General features: G+C 61.9%; 17 protein-coding genes. 8 read left to right on the forward strand and 9 right to left on the reverse strand.

What is annotated here, in order from left to right; translation table 11 throughout:
• The first annotated feature begins 80 nt into the window (after positions 1-80).
• From SANT_RS11635 to SANT_RS11650, 4 genes are all read left to right on the forward strand, one after another.
• Positions 81-1091: a zinc-binding alcohol dehydrogenase family protein gene (locus SANT_RS11635; RefSeq protein ID WP_025422469.1), complete on the forward strand. Its 1011-nt coding sequence runs from the start codon at positions 81-83 to the stop codon at positions 1089-1091.
• 478 nt (positions 1092-1569) lie between these two features.
• Positions 1570-2307, forward strand: coding sequence for an IclR family transcriptional regulator (locus SANT_RS11640; protein WP_081730455.1), 738 nt, complete (start codon positions 1570-1572; stop codon positions 2305-2307).
• 13 nt (positions 2308-2320) lie between these two features.
• On the forward strand, positions 2321-3328 hold the full coding sequence (locus SANT_RS11645; RefSeq protein WP_025422471.1) for an alpha/beta fold hydrolase: 1008 nt from the start codon (positions 2321-2323) through the stop codon (positions 3326-3328).
• Positions 3321-4616, forward strand: a complete 1296-nt coding sequence (locus tag SANT_RS11650) for an MFS transporter (protein WP_237234613.1) — start codon at positions 3321-3323, stop codon at positions 4614-4616. The genes SANT_RS11645 and SANT_RS11650 overlap by 8 nt, the downstream gene beginning before the upstream one ends.
• A 282-nt stretch (positions 4617-4898) precedes the next feature.
• Here SANT_RS11650 and ssuB read toward each other — a convergent pair whose 3' ends face one another.
• The gene (ssuB, locus tag SANT_RS11655) at positions 4899-5675 is read right to left on the reverse strand and encodes an aliphatic sulfonates ABC transporter ATP-binding protein (protein ID WP_025422473.1); all 777 of its coding nucleotides are present in this window, start codon (positions 5673-5675) and stop codon (positions 4899-4901) included.
• Positions 5672-6511, reverse strand: a complete 840-nt coding sequence (gene ssuC / locus SANT_RS11660; protein WP_025422474.1) for an aliphatic sulfonate ABC transporter permease SsuC — start codon at positions 6509-6511, stop codon at positions 5672-5674. The genes ssuB and ssuC overlap by 4 nt, the downstream gene beginning before the upstream one ends.
• Before the next feature lie 516 nt (positions 6512-7027).
• Here ssuC and SANT_RS11670 point away from each other — a divergent pair.
• On the forward strand, positions 7028-7930 hold the full coding sequence (locus tag SANT_RS11670; protein ID WP_025422476.1) for a siderophore-interacting protein: 903 nt from the start codon (positions 7028-7030) through the stop codon (positions 7928-7930).
• Here the strand turns inward: SANT_RS11670 and SANT_RS11675 are convergent.
• The 7 genes from SANT_RS11675 to hemB all read right to left on the reverse strand — a co-directional run bounded on the left by SANT_RS11675 (position 7918) and on the right by hemB (position 16218).
• Complete coding sequence (locus tag SANT_RS11675; protein ID WP_025422477.1) at positions 7918-9165, reverse strand: acyltransferase family protein; 1248 nt, start codon at positions 9163-9165, stop codon at positions 7918-7920. The genes SANT_RS11670 and SANT_RS11675 overlap by 13 nt on opposite strands.
• 212 nt (positions 9166-9377) lie before the next feature.
• Entirely contained in the window at positions 9378-10361 is a 984-nt protein-coding gene (locus SANT_RS11680) for a spore coat U domain-containing protein (protein ID WP_025422478.1), read from the reverse strand.
• Positions 10354-12747 (reverse strand): fimbria/pilus outer membrane usher protein, encoded by a 2394-nt coding sequence (locus SANT_RS11685; protein ID WP_025422479.1) that lies wholly within the window; start codon positions 12745-12747, stop codon positions 10354-10356. Before SANT_RS11685 ends, SANT_RS11680 begins: the two co-directional genes overlap by 8 nt.
• 167 nt (positions 12748-12914) lie before the next feature.
• Positions 12915-13661, reverse strand: coding sequence for a molecular chaperone (locus tag SANT_RS11695; RefSeq protein WP_051440164.1), 747 nt, complete (start codon positions 13659-13661; stop codon positions 12915-12917).
• 78 nt (positions 13662-13739) lie between these two features.
• On the reverse strand, positions 13740-14201 hold the full coding sequence (locus SANT_RS11700; RefSeq protein ID WP_237234614.1) for a spore coat U domain-containing protein: 462 nt from the start codon (positions 14199-14201) through the stop codon (positions 13740-13742).
• 84 nt (positions 14202-14285) lie between these two features.
• Positions 14286-14861, reverse strand: coding sequence for a spore coat U domain-containing protein (locus tag SANT_RS11705; protein ID WP_025422482.1), 576 nt, complete (start codon positions 14859-14861; stop codon positions 14286-14288).
• A 382-nt stretch (positions 14862-15243) separates the two neighbouring features.
• Positions 15244-16218 (reverse strand): porphobilinogen synthase, encoded by a 975-nt coding sequence (hemB, locus tag SANT_RS11710; protein ID WP_025422483.1) that lies wholly within the window; start codon positions 16216-16218, stop codon positions 15244-15246.
• 885 nt (positions 16219-17103) lie between these two features.
• On the opposite strand from hemB, the gene SANT_RS11715 reads away from it, so the two are divergent.
• From SANT_RS11715 to SANT_RS11725, 3 genes are all read left to right on the forward strand, one after another.
• Positions 17104-17889 carry an ABC transporter ATP-binding protein gene (locus SANT_RS11715; protein ID WP_025422484.1) on the forward strand — a complete coding sequence of 262 codons (786 nt, stop codon included), beginning with the start codon at positions 17104-17106 and terminating at the stop codon, positions 17887-17889.
• Positions 17873-18676, forward strand: a complete 804-nt coding sequence (locus SANT_RS11720) for an ABC transporter permease (protein ID WP_025422485.1) — start codon at positions 17873-17875, stop codon at positions 18674-18676. Before SANT_RS11715 ends, SANT_RS11720 begins: the two co-directional genes overlap by 17 nt.
• Before the next feature lie 144 nt (positions 18677-18820).
• A complete protein-coding gene (locus tag SANT_RS11725; RefSeq protein WP_025422486.1) occupies positions 18821-21085 on the forward strand; it encodes a putative bifunctional diguanylate cyclase/phosphodiesterase in 2265 nt (754 codons plus the stop codon).
• Positions 21086-21107: the final 22 nt, after the last annotated feature.

The following is a 21107-nucleotide window of genomic DNA, read 5'->3' on the forward strand; positions in this document are numbered from 1 at the left end:
CAGTCTAGGCTTAATACATCGCGAACGCCGCCCCGCCGCCGGGCGCGGCCAATCAACCGTTATCTGAGGAGAACCGCCTTATGCACGCCTTTGGCTTTTATCAACCGTTGCCGATAACCGCCCCCGATGCGCTGGTGGCGCTCGAGCTGCCGGAACCCACGCTGGGCGACTATGATTTGCTGGTGGAGGTGAAAGCGATTTCCGTCAACCCGGTGGATGTGAAGGTACGCGCCGGCTCGACCCCGGCGCCGGGCGAGGCGCGCATTCCCGGCTGGGACGCGGCGGGGATCGTATTGAAGACCGGCGCGCGCGTCAGCCGCTTTGCCGTCGGCGATCGGGTCTGGTATGCGGGGGATATCCGCCGCCCCGGCAGCTATGCCGAACGTCAGGCGGTGGACGAACGGCTCGTGGGCCCGATGCCTGCGACGCTGGATTTCGCCGAGGCCGCCGCACTGCCGCTGACCGCCATTACCGCCTGGGAGTTGTTGTTCGACCGGCTCAAAGTTCAGCACCATGATCCCGCCGCGCCGGGCGCCCTGTTGGTGATCGGCGCCGCCGGCGGCGTCGGCTCGATTCTGTTGCAGTTGGCCCGCGCCCTGACGGGGCTTACCCTGGTCGCCACCGCCTCACGCGACGAAACGCGCCGCTGGGTGCAAACCCTGGGCGCGCACGCGGTCATCGATCACAGCCAACCTTGGGCGCCGCAGCTGGCGGACCAGGGCATTAGCCCTATCGATTATGTTATTGGTTTGAATCACACCGACAGTTATATCCCGCAGATTATCGAGGTGCTCGCCCCCGAAGGGCAACTGGCGCTGATTGACGATCCACAGCAATTTGACATCGTCCCGTTTAAAAGCAAATCCCTTAGCGTGCATTGGGAACTGATGTTTACCCGCTCCCTCTATCAAACCCCGTCGCAGGCGCGGCAGCACGCCCTGCTGCGTCGGGTGGCGGAGCTGGTGGATCGGGGCGTGCTACGGACCACCCTGACCCGCCGCTTTGACGGTATCACGCTCGACAATCTGCGCCAGGCGCATACGCTGCTGGAACAGGGTGCCACCCGCGGCAAAATCGTGCTGGTCCGGTAACCTTGCCGCACCATAAAACCGGCGCATTCGCGCCGGCTCTGGCCGCGCGCGTTCAGGCTTATCCAGCAGCCCTGTTACCCTCCTTAAAGCGGTGGGAGCGATCTCACCGGGCCGGACCAGCGCGGGCGCCGGTACGCAGCTCCAATCGTGGCCTCACGCCAATGCGCGCCGCCATCGGCGCGCGCGCCACCTCGTTATTCTCGCCGTCCTCGTCGTGCCCTCGCCTTCGCTACTCTCGCCGCCTGCTTGCATCAGGTTGCCCGCGCCGTTCCCATCGCTAGCTTCGCCGTCATTTCCATCGCCGTTCAGTACCGCCTGAAGGCGTTCCCGCCATCCCACCCCACAGCGCGTTATGCGTTATATGTCATATATTTTAACGCTAATAATTACCTTATATTGACATCCGCCTAACATCACGACTACATAAAGAGTATGTCTACGAAACAGAAACAGTGTTCCTTATAGCGGGACACCAAGGATGACCATGAAATCGTTGCGCAACGCGCTGCGTATTCTTGACGCCTTCAGCCTACAGCGGCCGGTCTGGGGCGTGCGCGAGCTCAGCCAATACAGTGGACTCTCTCCCTCGGTGGTACAGCGCGCGCTGGCGGCTTTCCGCGACGGCGGTTTCCTACAGCAGTGTCCGCAAAGCAAACGTTATGAGCCCGGCGCGCGTTTTTGGGAATACGGCCAGATCTTCCGCTCACGCCTGCGCCTGGACGATGTTATCGCCCGCGAACTGCGCGCGCTGGCGGACGCCAGCGGCGAAACCGCCTGGTTCACGGTATTGGATAATGAGCAGGCGTTGTGCGTGCAGGTGGCACAAAGCGCCAGAGACGTCATCATCGCCATTCGCAGCGGCGAGCGTACGCCGCTCTTCCTCGGTTCACGCGGCAAAGTGATGCTGGCCTTTATGCCGCCGGCGCTGCGCGAGCGCCAGCTACGGCAGGTAACCGCGCCGGCCGCCCAACGGCGGCTGCTCGACGCTCTCGCTACCATCAAACGTCAAGGCTGGTGGCTATCGCGCGGCGAACGTCTTGAGAACGTGACCGGGCTTAGCGTTCCCCTGTTCAACGCCGGCGGTGAGGTGTTTGCCTCCTTGACGTTGGGCGGGCCGACGTCACGGCTGCCGGAAAAGGTGACAATGTCACATTTACCTGCCCTTCTCGCCGCCCGCCGCGCCATTGCCGCCTGCTGGCATACCCTCAACGGATGATAGGAATGATGCAATGACGTTACCGGCCGCGTATTCCCTGCGGGAAATGGGATCGTTTCATCTCGGCGCGACGCCGCAAACCGTTTCCGGCGCCGCGGTCAGCGACTATGTGCTGGCGCCCGGCGGCGTGCCGGTAAGCATCGACCCTAACGGCACCACCAGCGTTGGCCAGGCCTGGGTACAGTATTTCCTGCCGGCTACCGCCGAGCAGCGCCTGCCGCTCAGCTTCTGGCATGGCGGTTCGCTGACCGGCGCGATGTGGGAAACCACGCCGGACGGCCGCGAGGGGTGGCTACACTATTTTCTGCGCCGCGGCTGGCCGGTGTACAACGTCGACGCCGTCGAGCGTGGTCGAGCCGGCTGGGCCCCGCGCGACCCGCATTTTGCCTCGCCGGCCATTCTGCGTACCGCCGAGGACAGTTTTTGCCAGTTTCGCATCGGCGCCCGCGTCCCGCGGGCAACGCCCGACGCCCTGCGGGCCGCCGCCTACCCCCATTGCCAATTTCCGCTCGCCGCGTTCGAGCAGTTCATGTGTCAAGTGGTGCCACGCTGGGCCACCACCGATGATTTGATCCTCAACGCCTATTGCCGGCTGCTGGACCGTCTAGGGCCGCAGATTATCATCGCCCATTCTCAAGGCGCGGCGTTTGCGCTACGCGCCGCCGCTCGCCGGCCGGATAAGGTCAAAGCCATCGTTGCCATCGAACCGGCGCAGGGCGGCGGCGAGGAGGCGCTGACGGCGCTGGCCGCAATCCCGCTGCTGCTGGTGTATGGCGATAATTTACACCTCGATGCGCGCTGGCCGCAGATCCGCGCGCGCACCGACGCCTATTTTGCCCAACTTTCCGCCCGCGGCGCGCGGGTGGATATCCTGGATCTCCCCCGGGCGGGTCTGCTGGGGAATTCGCACATGTTGATGATGGAACATAACAACCACGCTATTGCCGCGCTCATCGCGCGCTGGCTGATGGACATTCCCGGCGCGAGCCGCGCCGCTGTTGGAGACGATGTTGATGGATAATGTGAGCGAGCTTGAAACCACCACCCTGCGCAAAGTTGCGCTGCGGCTGATGCCCCTTTTGACCTTAGGCTATTTTCTGGCGTCGCTGGATCGCGTCAACGTAGGCTTTGCCGCTTTGCAAATGAATGACGACGTCGGCCTGTCCGCGGCGGCGTTTGGCCTCGGCGCCGGGCTTTTTTTCGTCGCCTACTGCTTTTTCGCCGTGCCCTGCAACGTGATGATGGTCAAAGTCGGCGCGCGCCGCTGGCTGTCGCTGGTGATGGTGGCCTGGGGCGTTATCTCAAGCGCCATGGCGCTGGTGCAAGGCCCGTGGTCATTCTACGTCCTGCGCTTTTTGCTGGGGATCGCTGAAGCGGGTTTCTTCCCCGGGGTGATTTACTTTTTTACCCTGTGGTTCCCAAAGACCGTGCGCGGGCGGATGGTGGCGATATTGATGATGGCGCTGCCGCTGAGTAGCGTGCTCGGGTCCCCCGTTTCCGCCGCACTGCTGTTGACCGATGGCGTCCTGCAGCTGCGCGGCTGGCATTGGTTATTCATTATCGAAGGGATACCGGCGGTCGCGCTCGGCCTGTTGGCGCTACTGATTTTGCCGCGCGATGTGCAGTCCGCCCGCTGGCTGACGGTGCCGCAGCGCGACTGGTTGACCCGCGAACTGCGCGAACCTGAGGCGGCGGCGGCCCTGCCCCGCGAGCCGTTGTGGCGCCAGCTGTTCAATAAACAGGTGCTACTATTAACGCTGGTGTATATGGGGGGAACGGCGGTAACCAACGGCCTGTCGCTGTGGCAACCGCAAATGATTAAGAGCTTCCATATGTCCACTATGCAAATAGGGCTGCTGAACGCCATCCCGTTTGCCATCGCCAGTCTGGCGATGTACCTCTGGGGCGCCCATTCGGATAAGCATCGTGAGCGGACCTGGCACACCTGCCTGCCGCTGCTCCTGGGCGCCGCCGGGTTGGCCGGCACCATGTGGGTCTCCACCCTTGGCCCCACCATTGCAGTATTGTGCGTGGCGATTATCGCCGCATCGATGATTAAGGGCCCCTTCTGGGCGATGGCTACCGAACAGTTACCGGCCCAGACCGCGGCCGTGGCGATAGGACAAATTAACGCGCTGAATAACCTTGGGGTCTTTGCCGGCACCTGGCTTATCGGCACGATCCGTACCGCCACCGGCAGCTTTACCTATGCGCTGGCGCCGCTGGTGGCGCTGTCGCTGGCGGCCAGCCTGGCCGCCTGGTATCTGGGCAGGCGGCGCCCCGTCACCCAGCCGCTTAACGCCAAATAACCGCCGAACGCAGGATACGGGCACCGGCCTTGGCCGGCAGGCGTCTACATTCGGTTTCGGCGCGGCGGTATCGGAGGCGCGGCCGGCGTCTAGATGCGATCCCGGCGCGGGATTATGGGGGGCGCGGCCGGCGGCATTCCTTTGCATGCCCTCTCGGCGACGGCCTTCAGCCGCCCGCGGTCTCGTCCAGCTCTTGCGGCCGCGCTCAAGACGACGCGCCTTCCCTGACGACAGGCGCCGACAAGCCCGCGCCGCCGCGGGGAGCATGAGCACCTCTCGTCGTTATCCCCGCTGAGCGTAACGCGCGACGGGCGGTTGGCCGGCAGGATGCAAAATCGGATCGAGGACCTCTGCCTCCAGCGCCGCCAGCCGGGCGTTGCCGCGCCGCCGCGGACGCGGCACATCCACCAGCACATCCAGCGCGATCCGCCCCGCGTCGATCAACACCACGCGATCCGCCAACGCCACCGCCTCGCTGACGTCGTGGGTCACCAGCAGTACGGTAAAACCGTGCTGGCGCCACAGGGATTCGATCAACGCCTGCATCTCGATACGCGTTAGCGCGTCGAGCGCGCCCAAAGGTTCATCCAACAACAGCAGCGACGGTCGATGAATCAACGCGCGCGCCAGCGCTACCCGCTGTTTCTGGCCACCGGACAGCGCGGCGGGCCACTCGCCGGCGCGGTGCTCCAGCCCGACCGCCGCCAGCGCTTCGTCGGCCTCCCGCCGCCAGTCGCCCTTAAGCCCGAGCCCCACGTTATCACGCACCGTTTTCCAGGGAAGCAGTCGCGCATCCTGGAACATTAAACGGGTCGAGTCGCGCTCCTCGTCGAGGCTGCCGTTGCCGGCGTTCAACGCGCCGCCATCGGGTTTTTCCAGCCCGGCCAGCAGGCGCAGCAACGTGCTTTTACCGCAGCCGCTGCGGCCCACTACCGCCACAAATTGGCCGGCCGGGATGGCGAGATCGATCTGATTAAGCACCTGGCGCGGGCCGTAATGCTTTTCCAGCCGGCTGATGTGCAGCGGCGTACCGCCGGTAATTCTTGCCGCGGAGGTCATACTGTCGTCTCCTTATGCTGATAGGCCGGATGCCAGCGCAGCCAAACGCGCTCCAGTAACAGGGTGCAGACGTCGGCCAGCTTGCCCAGCAGGGCATAGAGGATGATCGCGACCACCACCACATCGGTTTGCAGGAATTCACGGGCGTTCATCGCCAGGTAGCCGATACCCGAGCTGGCGGAAATGGTTTCCGCCACGATAAGCGTCAGCCACATCAGGCCAAGGGAAAAGCGCATCCCGACCATAATCGACGGCAGCGCCCCGGGTAAGATGACTTGGCGAAACAGGGAAAAACCCGACAGCCCATAACTGCGCGCCATCTCCAGCAGACCGCGGTCAATATTGCGAATACCGTGATAGGTATTCAGGTACATCGGAAACAGCGTACCGAGCGCCACCAGGAATATCTTGGCGGTTTCATCAATACCGAACCACAGGATGACCAGCGGAATCAGCGCCAGGTGGGGAACATTGCGCAGCATTTGCACCGACGTATCCAGCAGCCGCTCGCCGAGGCGGGACAGACCGGTAATGAACCCCAGAATCAGCCCGATCCCGCCGCCTATCGCAAAACCGATAAAGGCACGGGCGCTGCTGATGGCCAGGTTGGCCGCCAGCTCGCCGCTCTCGGTCAGACGCCAAAAGGTTTGGGCGATAGCCACCGGCGCCGGCAGGATGCGGCTGGATAACCATCCGGCCTGGGCCGCCCCTTGCCAGATAAGGATCAATACAATGGGCAGCGCCCAGGGCGCCAGCGCATGGGCGAGACGCCGTGGCGAGACGTGCCGCGGCCGGACGGCGTGCTTTTTTGCTGGATCGAGCGGGATAATCGCCATAGTGCTCCTTATTAAACTGGATTCCGTGGCGCGGCCTGGCGGGCAAAGCATGCCGCCACTGCGCACCGTTGCCGATATCGCCGACGAAGACCGTCATGGCAAACGCCATCACCGCACCCGGAATACGACCGCGTTAGGCTGCGGTCGATGCGCCGCTCGCGCGGGCTCGCAGCACCTCGAGATTACGGGGGCCAAACCGCCCGCTGAACTGGATAGCGATGCCGTTTGACCCCGGCAGGGACGACCTGCCGGCATTGATTCACTGGTACCATAGTCCGGGCGTTAAGGGGTGTGAAATTAATTTTTTCGCTAACGTAAGCTAAAAATAGGCTTAGCGTCAGCGGCGCCGGTGACCCGGTCGCAGCCCGCCCTTGCAGGCCGCGCCGGTGTCGGCGAGGATACGGGCTGACGTTAACATTGAATGAAATCGAGAATTATTTCTATTAGCTTTAAGAGATGGTAAAGTTGCGCGCTATCGGCAGTAATCCGTGCGACAGGCGATGTAAGGAGCGACAGGTGTCATCAGGGCCATCCAGTTATAAGATTTTTGATGTAACGCTGAAAGAACGATATGCGATTACCCCGTCATTGCAGCGCTGTGTATTTTACGGCGAAGACGTGACGGCAATGGCCCGCCATGCGCCGGATCAACGCATTAAGGTGGTGCTGCCGCTGGCCAGCGGCGAGCCCCCCGCCCTGGAGGATAACGGGGAATGGTACCCCTCCTGGCTAGCGCTGCCCGCCGAGCGGCGTCCGCCGCTGCGCACCTATACCTTGCGTAATGTCCGGCCTGAGCAGGGCGAGGTGGATATCGAATTTGTCATGCACGGCGATAACGGCCCGGCGTCGCGCTGGGTTAGCCAGGCCCGCGCCGGCGACCGCCTACAGCTTATCGCGCCCAATGCCGCATTCAATGGCCATAGCGGCGGGTTTGAATGGCTTCCCCCTGACGCGGTGCGCCAGGTGCTGCTGGTCGCCGATGAAACCGCGCTGCCTGCGGCGCTGGGGATACTGGAATCCTTGGCTCAACTGCCAACGCCACCGCAGGTGCAGGCGTTTTTTGAAGTACCGCTTAGCGCCGATTTCCACAACCTGGACCATTATGCCTTCGCCACCGTCCATTGGCTGGCGCGCGAGCACTCCCATCAGCCTTATGGTCAGGCGCTGCTGGCGGCGCTGCAAACTCGGCTGGTGATCCCCGCGGATGCGCCTCGTACCCAGGATGAGGCGGCGCAGGCTATCCTGCGGCCGGAGCTGGAGCAGATGTGGGAAAGCGCCGCGCCGGCCCATTCGGCGTTTTACGGCTGGATCGCCTGCGAATCGTCGGGGGTGAAAGCCATTCGCCGCTATTTGATTCATACCTGCGGCCTGCAGCGGGAGACCCTTAGCCTGATGGCCTATTGGTGTCACGGCCGCTGATCCCCGCTCACGGCGCTGAGCTCAATGGCATCCCTCTGGCGACCGGCGCGCGGGCGCGGCCCGCCGTGCGCCAGCTGCATAAACGGCGCCTCGACATTGATAAACGTCAGCGCGCTGAGGATAAACACCGCCACAAAGGCGATAGACAAGGCGATAAACGGCCCCCAGTGCGGATAAATCCAATGGAAACTGAGGGTCAACACCAGACCGTGCAGTAAATAGCTGCTGTAGCTTATGATCCCACCAAAGCGCAGCGACCGGCAGCGCAATGCACCAAACAGGTCATTGCCGCTGGCGGTGATAAGGAAAAAAACCGCAATCAGCAGCGCCGACAGCCCAGTGTAGGCAAAGTCAAACAGGAAGAAACTCAGGCCGACGCTGCCCAGCGCCACTGCCGCCAGCGCGTATTTCCACCCCGGCCTGCTCAGCAGCGCCGCCGTCTCGGCCTTGAACCCCGGGCTGGTGTGCAAGGTGGCGGTCAGCATGCCGCAAACGAAGGCAAACAAAATGCTGTATTGCAGCGCCGAGATCGCCTGCGCCCAGTGTAACCCCAGCAGCACCAGGACCACCGCACTTAGCACCACCAGCCCGCGCAGGCGTTGCCGAGCGAATAGCGCCAGCAACGGAAACAGCAGATAAAACTTCACCTCTACGGCTAACGTCCAGAACACGCCGCAGAGTATTAGCCAGCCGGGTTTACCGTCGGTGAGCGACATGCCGTTGATGAAGCCGAACGATAGCCAGGAGGCCAGCGAACGCAGCAGATAGCCGCCGTTCATGTTCGCGGTAAAACCGATAGCGCTGGACAGTAAATAGACCCCCGCCACCGCGACGAGGTACATTGGCAACAGACGGTAGACTCGCCGCCGATAAAAGGTGGCCGTCTCCCCGACGCCGTGCGTGAGCGCCTTGGTCCAAAAAAGATAACCGGTAATCATAAAAAAAATCGTCACGCCGAACGACCCCAACTGGGTGAGGATCCGCGGCACCAGCGCGTTAAAATCGGCAATATAGCCGGCGTTGATGCGCCAATCGGCATGCATGAACAGATTGGTCATCAAAATTCCGTGATGAATAATCACGCTGACCGCCGCCAGGCCGCGGAGACCATCGATGATGACAAATTTGCCGTTATCGTCCATCTGGGCGGCGAACGGCTTACGCATCAGCGGAGACAGCAGCAGGCAGGTGACAAACGGAATAACGCACAGGGAGAGGTAGAGTAAAGCAGGCATAAAAAACCCATCTGGAGCAAAAGCTATTCAGCTTAGAACATGCCCGGCGGCGCCGGCAAGGCGTTCAGCCCCCGATGCCCGTGCGAGCGGCATGGTCAAAGCCGTTCGCACGGGCATTATCGGCCTGCAAACGCCTGTATTGCGACAGAAAAAAAAGTTTTTTCAACTTCTGTAAACCCTTGGTTTCCAGATATTTCCACCCTTCCGCCACCTCAAAAAGACAAATCGATCACCACGCTATCGGTATAAACGCCCGCCGGCGGGGTATTTTGGGTTTTCACCACCCGGGCCACGTAGTTGAACATCCGGGTCAGTCCATCGCTGGTCACGCTAATGGCGGCGGCGCTGGCCACGCGCTCAACGCCGCTGCTGCCCCAGCGCGTACTGCCGTTGGCCTGGTAAATCTCATAACTGAGCAATTGGCTGCCGCTGGCCATGTTGCGTACCGTGCCCACCGCGTGCGCGCCATTGCTAAAACCCACCGTGTAACTGCTGCCCTTAGTACAGGTCACGCTAATGCTTTGCGCGACGTCATTAAAATTCGCCACCAGCGGCGCGCTGCCGAAGTTAAGGTTTGGCGCGGTTATGGCAATACAATCGTTGGTGACCATCAGCGTGACGCTCAGCGGAACCACCACCGTGCCGGACTGCATACCCGCGGGCAAGCAGGTACCGGCAACGCCGATACTGGTACAGATGTTATACTGCGTCAGCACGTTCAACGTGCCGCTGTAGGTGTCCGCCTTCAGGGAATAGCCGGGCAGCGTGCGCAGGTACAGCGGTAGGGTGAAATTGAGGTTGCCCATAATGCCCACCAAATTGATCAATTCTTGCGACCCGTAGGTGACGCTGCCGCCGCCGACGCTGAGCTCGGTGGCGCAATTGCTGGCGGTGCACAGCTGAACCGGAACGCTGTCGCTGCCGCTGCTATTTTTCAGTACCGCGCGCGTGCCGACCACCTGACTCGCGCCGCTCAGCTGCAGGCGAATGAAGTTGGAAGACAGTAATGAGGCAAGGCTGCCGGCGCCGCAGTTGACGTGAATTTCGCCGGTGGCGGTACTGGGCTGTGCGTTGAGGACAAACGACGTCACGCTGCCGAGACTGGCGCTGCTGGCGGGCAGCGAACAGGCGGCGCGGGCCGCGCCCCAGGCGAATAACGCCAGCAGCAGCCAAGGCTGCGAACGGGGTTTATTCATTCGACGCTCCTAATGCAGGTTCATTCAGCGGGCACCGCACGGGCCCGTAGGTTCTCAACGCGTACACCTCGCCGCCGGGCAGCGTGAGCCGCGCTTGACAACGTCGGCCGTCGGGCGTCTGCGCCGTGATGAAATTCTCTTCGCTAAGATTATCCAGCCACGCCTGGCCGTCCCAGCCGACAAACTCCGTCGGTTGCCCCGCGCGGGTCAGTTGTGTCGCGACAGGCAGCGGCTGGCCCTGTCCGTCGTGTAAAATCACCAAGGCGGCGCGGAGTTTCTTTACGCCGAAATTGACGGTATAGCCGCTCTGCCGGCGAATGGTCAGCCGCTGTTCCACCTGGGTAGCGGTGATGTCCGGCGGCAAATCGAGGGTGTTGATGGCGTATTTCCCCGGATAATAGGCGCTAACGCCCGGCACCAGCAGATAGCCTTTGGCGTTGGTCACCCCCGCCGGCTGATTTTCATAGCTGACTTCCACATTCGGATACCCGGTTTTCACCAGTGCGAAGCTGTTATTTAACCCATTGGCGGCCAGCACCTGTCCGTCCATGAGCACCAGCGCGCCGCTGAGATCGTTCCAGACGGTGTTTTCAGCGCCGTAGCCGTAAATGCCACCGTCAATCTCCATCAACGGATTACGCCAGCCTAACATGCCCTGGCGATAATCCTGGGCGCGCCGTTGGCGGGCGTAGGCCACATCCCAGCTAAGGCCGCCGTCGGACGGCATGGCGCTGGAGAGAGTGAGCCGCTGCGCCATGCCGCCGTTGGGCGATCGCTCCACGCCAACGCTGGCGTTGGAGAGCGCGCCGAAGGGTACGACAAGGGCCAGCGCCCCGCTCCACCCGGCCTGTAGCGGCGTATAGCTGCCGGCGACAAACAGACTGGCATCGCCCCACAACGATTTACTCCACGACAGATTCCACAGTTGCGTCCGCTCCCCTTGAGCGCTGCGGATGGCGACGTAGGCCGCGCCCAGGCTACCGTAGCGCGCCAGCGACAGGGTGAGATTATATTGTTCGCTGCGGCGGCTCAGGCTCCAGCGAGTATCGCGCAGCAGAGGATTATCGCCGTTATCGTAAATGGCCAGATTGCCAAAGCGGGCGTTGCGCAGAATATGCTGCGTACCCACGCTGAAAAAACGATTATTGTAACGGTAGCCGAAACCGTATTGATCCCCCTGTTGCCCCTGCCACAAACTGTGGCTCCAAGAGTGATTGACCACCCCCAGCGCACCGAGGCGCAGCTGGCTGCCGACGCCGCCCAGCGCGAGGCTGTCCGCCCCCTCGGCCTGTGTTTCAAGCGTAAGCCAGTCGGTTATCCCCCGACGATAACTGCCGCTGGCGACCACCTCGCCATAATCGGCGCTGCGCGTGCCGTAGCCTTTACGCAACGCACCGGCGGAGACAGAGAAGTCCGCCAGCCCCGGTTCGAGCATCGTACTGGAGACGTAAAACGGTAACGTCGTCACGACCTGCCGCCCGAGGGCGTCGGTGGTGACGATCACCGCATCGCCGGCGCCGTTGACGAACGGCAGATTATTCAGCGACCACGGACCGGGCTGCACCGATTCGCTGTTGGTTTTGAAACCGTTGACGAACATATCGACGGTGGTCGGCACCACCGCCGATCCGCTAAACGACGGCAGCGGATAGGTCACCCGATACGGTTGCAGGGCAAAATCCCGCGCGATCTGCACGCCGCCCAGCCGAACGCTGCTGCTCCAGGACACCGCGCCGGTAATCAAATCCCCCACGGTCCAACTTAGTGCATCATCTTCGTTCTGATTGGACCAGGCGGTGTCATAGCGAATATAGCCGTTACGGGTACTCGTCGTCCCGCTCAGACTGCGCTGCAGCACGCCGTCATGGCTGAAAAAGCCGTCATCGCCGAAAAGGCGCCATTCATTCCAGGCGGAGGTGCGCAGCGTGCCGTTGTAAAAACGGGCGGTATACACATCGTAATTGAGCACCATGCCGGTGCTGGTTTTGGCGGGATAGCGCGGCGCGTGACGCTTGTGGGAAAACGCCTGCGCCGGCAGCCAGGCCGGCGGCACGCTGAGTTGCAGCTGCTGGCGCTGGGCGTCGAAATGCACCTGGACTTCAGGCATCGCCGAGACGTCAACCCAATCGGCCGTTAACTTCTCCGCCGGCAGGCCCGCTTGGCGCAGATCCTGAGCGCGCAACATAAAATGCCCCTGGGCAAGGGTGACAGGTACAATCAGTCCGTTGTCGGCCTGATTGACGATAAGCCCCAGCGGGTATTGCTGTCGCCGGTTGGCTTCGGCCGCGCTGGGCGGCGGCGGCAGGACGTCAAGAAGCGGCGCGTCGGCACCGATAGCCGGCGGCAGGATAAACAGCGGGAGAAGACCGGGCCGACAGGCGCCCATTTTAGATCGAGGTAAGAGACCGAACCGGCAACAACGCTTTATCAGCCGCCGCGATAACACACCGAACCGGCAACAACGCCTTATCAGCCGCCGCGACAACAGATCGAACCGACAGCAGCGCTTTATCAGCCGTCGCGACAACAGACCGAACCGGCAGCAGCGCGTCATCACCGCGCTTGCTGCTGGCCACTGCGCCAGGGGCGATCGCGGTTATCCAACCGAAATTCTAATTGCTGGCCACGACCCACGTTTCCCTTGAGCGGCCAACGGTAGCTGGCGTGCGCCAGGACATAGCCGAAGAGTCCATCGCTCAGACGCTGTCGGTCTAAATGCGCTTGACTAAGCCGGGCATGCACCGGCCCCTGATTACTCACCTCTAGAAACGTCTGGCCGCCTTCTTCGACAACGCGCCAGCTCAGCAGAGGATCGCCGGCGTCGGCCGCGGCCCGCTCGCCGTAAACAAACAGCGGTAACGAATAGCGCATCTGAAAATTGACGCTGTGGTTTTTATCCGCGGGATCCAGATGCGGCGTGGGGATTTCATCCAATAATATTCGGAAGGCCTGCTCCTCGCCGGCCCTCGGCGGCTGGTGCTTAAGCAGACGCACCATCTGTTTTTGTCCCGGCTCCAGACGCAGCATCGGCGGACTGGCGATAACGCGCTGCTGGGCTTGATAGCTATCGCTGCCGTTGCGCTGTTGCCAACCGAACACCCTGACCTGGATGAGCGTGGTGCTGGCGCCGCGGTTTTCCACCCACAATTTCCCGGCTTTCTGCGCGGCGTTAATAACCGGATCCACCGGCCAGATAAGGACCGCATTTCCCGCCTGCGCCATTCCGCCTAACTGTAGGCCAAGAACCGTCAGCCACACCCTCAAGCGCCCCAGGGCGCGACCTCTACCTGCTCCTGTCATATCCACTGCCTCTTAACACTGCCGCCGGCTCCCTCGCCGGCAGTCACTCGCCTTCGCCCCGTCGGCGCGCGGCGCACGCTACCATGACATCGTGACCGTCAGGGTATCGGTATAGGTCCCCGCCGGTGACATACCCGATAAGTGCAGCGCACCATAAACCGGCAGAACAATATGATTGGCATCGCTATAGGTCAGCGGCACGTTTTGCCCCACCGGGATAGCGCCGGCGGACGTGAGACCCGCATCGCGATAAAGCTGATAGCCGATAAGGGTGGTGCCGCCGACGCGCTGTAAATTCCGCTGGTTGGTGTAATGGCTACCGCCATCAATGCGCAGGGTCAGGGTAGTGCCCGGCGTGCAGGCCAGCGTAAACGCCGTATTCTGCACCATGGCGGCGGTAAAACGCTGTCTGTCGCTGCCGGCGCGGCTACCGAAATCCAGCTTGCCGATGGCGGGGCCGCCGGTTATCAAACAGCCGTCGACCACGGTCGCCGTCACCTGAAAGCTTTGGTTGGGCAGCGCCGCTGCCTGAAAAGTCACCACACCGGCAAAAAGCAGCCCCAGGCCGCCGCGCTCCGTCGCCCCCTTAGTTACTCGCTCTCGCCCCGCTCCCTGGCGCAAAATTTAGTAGGTGACCTGGACGTTTATCACATCCGCATAGGTCCCGGCGGGAATATTGGTGCTGTTCCCGCCGCCGGTAATGCGGCCATAAATCGGATAAATTTCCCCGTTGACCGGATCCGAGGTCGCAGCGGCGGTCAAGTTGGTCCCGTTGGCGATAGCGGAGGTAAAGCCGGCGTCGTTATACAGGGTATACGCCACCGCCTGCGTCGGATCGGTCGTCAACGTCATGTAATGCGCGTTGGCGGTCACGGTGCCATAGGGGGTATTGGACGGCGCGGGATTGCTGCTGCCGGTGATTTGTACGATATAGGACGAGGGGCCATCGGAGCAGCGCACGCGGATACCGTCGCCGATGGCGCCGCTCATCGTCGCTTCCAGGGTATCGAACGTCGCGGCATGGGTACCAAAATCCAGGTTGCCGAAGTTGGCGTTGGTCGTGGCGGGATCGCCGTTGATCAAGCAGCCATTGGTCAGGGTAAGCGTCGCGTTAATCGTACCCGTGGCTTCCGCGGCCCGCGCGGAATAACAGCAGAAAACGCCGGCCAGACAGCCGACAGCCAAAAGCGTCTTAGTCATAATCATCCTCGGAAATGATGAACTGAACGATGCTTTTCGCCTGGTGGGAAATAAAGAAGACGCTCAACGCGCCGTTACGCGCAAAAAAACGGACGCAACCGTTTTAGGATAGTAATAATCAGTAGGTCATTGTCAAAGACACTGCTTTATTTAAGCAGAGTTTGTCCATTGAGCAAGATATGGGGCGTATTTTTTCATTTTGGCTAGCGCCGGCGCCGGACTTCCCTGCTGATGTCGCCGCCATCGGCCCTCCCCCTACGCCACCTGTTTTCGCCGTCATTGTTCGCGCCAGAGACGCCATGACGTTTATGGCACCGCATACCACCAACGTCTCCGTCGCGGTGCCTCCCCGTTAGCGCACGGCCGCGCCGGGCGACGTCAATCAAAAACCCTGTTCGGCAATATCCATGGCGAAATAACTGAGGATAATATCTGCCCCCGCGCGCTTAATGGCGCCTAGGGTTTCACGCACGATTTGCCGTTCGTCAATGGCGCCGGCAGCGGCGGCGAATTTTATCATCGCGTATTCGCCGCTCACCTGATATGCCGCAAGCGGCAAATGGGTTGCCTCGCGGATATCGCGGATAGTGTCCAAAAACGCGCCGGCCGGCTTCACCATCAGCGCATCGGCTCCCTCCTGCTCGTCCAGCAGCGACTCGCGAATCGCTTCACGGCGGTTCATCGGGTTCATTTGATAGCTTTTGCGGTTGCCCTTCAGGGCGGTACCGCCGGCTTCGCGGAACGGGCCATAAAATGCCGAGGCAAATTTGGTGGAATACGCCATGATCGCCGTGTCGGTGAAGCCGGCGCCGTCCAGGGCGGCGCGTATCGCCTGGACCTGTCCGTCCATCGCCGCCGAGGGGGCGATAAAATCCGCGCCGGCGCGCGCCGCCGCCACCGCCTGACGCCCCAAATTCACAAGCGTAGCGTCGTTGTCGACCCCGTTATCGTGCACGACGCCGCAATGACCGTGGGTGGTGTATTCGCAAAAGCAGGTGTCGGACATCACGATCATCTCCGGCACCGTCTCTTTACAAATGCGCGCCATCCGCGCGACCAACCCGTTTTCATGCCAGGTATCGCTGCCGGCCTCATCCAGATGATGGGAGATGCCGAAGGTCATCACGGATTGAATGCCGGCTTTGGCATAGCGCTCGATTTCAAAGGCCAAACGCGCTTCCGGTATTCTGACCACGCCCGGCATGGCGGACACCGGTACATAGTCGCTGACCTCCTCCTCGACGAATATCGGCAGCACCAGAGAGCTTAACTGCACCTCGGTTTCCTGGAACAACGAACGCAAAGCAGGGGTGCGGCGCAAACGGCGCGGGCGTGAAACGGGATAGACACTGGACATTTTTTCTCCTGCTGGTGGTAAAGCATTGATCGCGACGAAAGGGCCGGACAAGGGAGCCTGCGCGCGACAGTAAGCTCCGCTAGGACACAACCTGGCAATCGCATCAAAGGTAACGAAAAGTGAGGGCGTCGCTGTTGCCGATGATAATGCGCGGGCGCCGGGACGGCACCTCGCTTTACACGACACCTTCTGAGGGTTAACGTCCAGCGACGCGCCAATTTCTGATAGAATGTCAACCCAGCGACAAAAGCGGTAAACGCTAACGGTTCGTAGGCGCCTGCCGCGACAAAGGAAACGCCGTGCGACATTATAAGGCAACGCGGCGCAAGTGCAATCGCCACCCCGGGTAATGTGCGCCGCCGCGGCCGCTGAGACGCGACGTCCGGCTGAGCGCAAAGGCAATGAACCCTGCCCGGGGCCGCGCCGTGGACGTCTCTATGAGGTGGTTAGGTTGCAAAAACTGTCTGACCCCACGAAGGCTGAGCAGCGGGACGCCGTCCCGGGAGGCGCTATGAGGTCAATAGCCGGCGCGAACACCCTGCTTACCGTCCAGCGGCGCGCCGGCGGCGATTCCGTGTACTTTTCGGGCGGCTACGCCGTGCCATTTAATGCGCTAACCCCCGATCGCACTTTGCATTTTGGCGCGCTATTAACAAAAATGAAATGAGAGCGTATACCCCCAGCGCGCCAACCGGTTGACCAAGAGCGTGCAGGGACGTGCCAAACTGCTTCGGCGCTGAATGTCATGACCGGCCCTTAGCAGACTTTCGGCGCCGGACGGATTGCCGGCGCTAAGCATATCATTGGCGCCGGACGGATTGCCGGCGCCCAACGGACCTTCGGCGCGGGATCTTTTGGCCGGGGCTTAACATAAAGAGGCTGCTGATGTCCGCCGTGAAATTAGCGTTACGCCAGGTTTGCCGCAGTTTCGGCGCACTCACCGCGCTGGCGCCGACCGAACTGGACGTGCGGCAAGGGGAATTTATTTGCCTGGTCGGTCCCTCCGGCTGCGGCAAGAGTACATTGTTCAATGTCATTTCGGGCGTATTGGCCCCCGATAGCGGCCAAATCCTGATCGACGGCCGCGACGTGACCGGCAGCAGCGGCCACGTGGGCTATATGCTGCAAAAAGATTTGCTGTTGCCGTGGAAGACGGTCATCGACAATATTGTGCTGGGCGCGGTAATCAACGGCGGCGCCAGCCGGGCACAGCGGGCGCAGGGCGTGGCGCTGGCCAGACGCTACGGCCTGGGGGAGTTTATCAATCACTATCCCGCCGCGCTGTCCGGCGGCATGCGCCAGCGGGTAGCGCTGATGCGCACCCTGGCGATGGAGCACGATATTATGTTGCTCGATGAGCCGTTCGGCGCGTTGGATTCGCAAACCCGCCTCGCCATGCAGCAATGGCTGTTGCAAGTGTGGTCGGAACAGCGCCGGACGGTGGTGTTTATCACCCATGACATCGACGAAGCCATCATGCTTGCGGATAGGGTCGTGGTGATGACGCCGCGCCCGGGGCGCATCCGCGCCATCTTGCCGGTCCCGGTTCCCCGTCCGCGCACGCTCGCCACGCTGACCGACCCGCGCTTTATCGCGCTGAAAGGGCAGATCCTCTCTTTGATTTATCACGACGCGGCCACGGAGTCTAAAGCGCATGAGAACTCTGCCTAAAGGGCTGTTGGCGGTAGGCGGACCGCTCCTCGCCCTACTGCTGGTCATCGTCATCTGGGCCGCGGCGGTCCAGCTGTGGGCGATCCCGCCGTATGTACTGCCCTCCCCGGCGCTGACCTGGGCCCATATTCTGGCTGATTTGCCGGTGCTGCTGGCCGGTTTCCGGCAAACCTTTCTCACTTTTTTGCTGGGCTTCGTATTAGGCGCCGGTGCCGGCTTTGCCTTCGCGGTGATAATGGATGCCCTGCCCTGGGTAAGGAGCGTATTGTATCCGATTCTGATCGCCAGCCAGGCGGTACCGGTTATCGCCATTTCGGCGGCCCTGACTATCTGGCTGGGGTTCGGCCTGGCGCCCAAGTTGGTCATCGTCGCGCTGGTCGTCTTTTTCCCGGTGGTGGTCAATGTGCTCGACGGGCTACATTCCGTCGATCGGGATATGCTGAATTTGGTGCGGTCCATGGGCGGCAGCCGGCTCGGCATTTTCCGCCATGTCAAACTGCCGGCCACCTATACCCCGCTATTTTCCGCCCTGAAGCTCTCTGCGACTTTCAGCGTGACCGGCGCGGTGATAGGCGAATGGACTGCCTCCACCAGCGGCGGGCTGGGCGCCTATCTGTTGCAGGCCAACTCCCGACTAAACACGGCCGGCACTTTTGCCGCCATCGCCTTTCTGGCGCTGCTGGGCGTGGTCAGCTTCCTGATGGTACTGGCGCTGGAGCATCTGATGACGCCCTGGCGCCATAGCCCCCACGCGCGGTCCTGGTCGCGACGCTACTGGCGCGATTAACGGCCGGGTAACCCTGCGCCAGCTCAGGCCCGCGGCAGCCGCTGCGGGCGGACAAAACTTGCTTAAACGACCACCTTTTTCTAGCCTATTGAATGACACTACCACGACCGGCGCCCGCGGCGGCGCGACAGGAAACATTGACTGTTGAATAATCGTATGGCTTTACCCGAGGGATTCCGCCGCACTTTTTTCAAAAATGTTTCGTTCCCCTTACTGCTGGTGTTACTTCTGACGCTTTGCGCCGCGGCGGCCAGCCTGTGGCTTACCTCCCGGCAAATCAACGCAAATGTCGTGCGGCGTGAACAGGAAACGGTGCGCGCGTCCGTCGCCCAGCGCCTGCACGAACTGGCGGTCCAGCAGTACAGCATCACGGCCTGGCCGCCGCTGTACGCGCAACTCATCCGGCCCACATTGGACAGGCAATGGCTGGACGAAAATGTTGGCGGCTGGCTGTATACGGTATTTCACCATCAGCAGGTTTACCTGCTCAACGCCCGCCGACAGGGGATTTACGCCGCGATAGAGGGTTTGTCGGTCTCGCCCCAGGCGCCAGTGCCGTTGCTGGCGCAGGCGGCAAGGCTTATTGATGCCGCCTCCCGTCTGCCGGCGAATACTCCGCTGGCGGCGCGCGATAATCACGTCAGTCTGACGCCGACCCGTAAGCTTGAGCCCCGCGGCTTTGCCGCCTTTGCCCGTATTGCCGGCCAGCCCGTAGTGATAGCCGTAAGCCCGGTGCGACCGCCGGCAAGCGCTACCGGCCCGGTAAGTTATCTGCTCAGCGTGGTACCGCTGGACGCGGCTTTTATTAACGATTTGAGCAATCACCATCTGCTTAACCCTCTCAGCTTCAGCGACAATCCTCCGGGCCGGCGCGAGACCGCTCTGACGTTAGTGGACCCGCAGGGACAAACGGTCAGCTTCCTCCGCTGGCGGCCGCAACATCCTGGCGCCGAGGTGCTGCGCGCTATCTGGCCCGTGATTCCCCCGCTGGCAATCTTGCTGTTCGGCGTGATCGCCTGGATGATGCGCGCCATTTGGCGTTCGGCGCTGCGCCTGCGCCAAACCCTGATAGCGCTACAAGCGAGCGAGGCGCAAGCGCTCCATGTTGCCTATCACGATGTGCTGACCGGCTTGCCCAACCGGGCAATGCTTGACGACCGGCTGGCGCAAGCGCTGGCCTACACTTCCCGCCAGTCGGACTGCGTCGCGCTGCTGGCGCTGGATCTGGATCGGTTCAAGCAGGTCAACGACAGTCTGGGCCATCACGGCGGGGATGCGCTGATCAAAGCCGTGGCAACGCGGCTGTGCGGTTTGGTGCGCGAAGGCGATGTGGTGGCGCGCACCGGGGGCGATGAATTCCTGATTTTGCTACGCGACGTCAAAGGTCGCGAGGCGGTGCGGGCGCTCGGTCTGCGTATCATCGATGCCGTCAAACAGCCTTTCGCGCTCGGCGGACGCGATATCTTTATCGGGGTCAGCATTGGTGTTGCGCTGGCCCCGGCGGATGCGATTGAGAAAGAGGACTTGAAACGCAAGGCCGATATCGCCCTTTATGCCGCCAAGGCCCGCGGTCGCGACGGGTTCCAGTGGTTCCAGCAGTCGCTGGACGAGTCACTGCGCGCACGGGAAGCGCTGGCGGACGATCTTCGTGCCGCGCTCCAACACAAAGAGACCTTGACCCTCCATTTCCTGCCGCAGGTGGACATCACGGGCGAACAGATTGTCGGCTTTGAGGCACAATTGCGCTGGCAGCACCCCCAGCACCGTTATCTGACGTCGTCGCAACTCCTGAGGGTCGCCGAGGAGAGCGGACTCAGCATTGCCTTGGGGGAGTGGATGCTGACGCAGTCCTGCCGGGTGGCGCAACAATGGCCGGATCGGTTTATCGCGGTGAGCATCACGCCGGTGCAATTTTACAGCCCCGACTTCGTCGAGCGCGCCACGGCGATCCTTCAAGCACAGCAGTGCGATCCGTCACGCATCGAACTCGGCATCAACGAAAGTGTGTTGTTTAATCAAGATGCTTACTCTCTCGGCATCCTTCTGGCGCTGCGGGCCAGCGGGTTTACCATTACCGTGGAAAATTTTGGCGTCCGCTACGCCAGCATCCGGCACCTTAATCATTTCCCGGTGGACAAAATCAAAATCGACCCGTCGTTCATCCAACATATGGGACAAGACGACAATGCGGCGGCCATCGTGGAATCGGTGATACGCCTGGGCCACGCCATGGGCGTGTCGGTCACCGCCCGTGGCGTGGACAGTGAGGAAAAGCGCGCCGCGCTGGAGCAGGTGGGCTGCAATGAACTGCAAGGACCGTTGTTCTCCAAAGCGCTATCGGAAGCGAGCGTCGCGACGCTGCTGTCCGCCGCGGACAGCGCATCGTCACCGGTCGATGGCGGGAGATGACGCACGCTACCCGCCCGGGCGC

It is taken from the genome of Sodalis praecaptivus, from assembly GCF_000517425.1.
GTDB classification, from domain to species: domain Bacteria; phylum Pseudomonadota; class Gammaproteobacteria; order Enterobacterales; family Enterobacteriaceae; genus Sodalis_A; species Sodalis_A praecaptivus.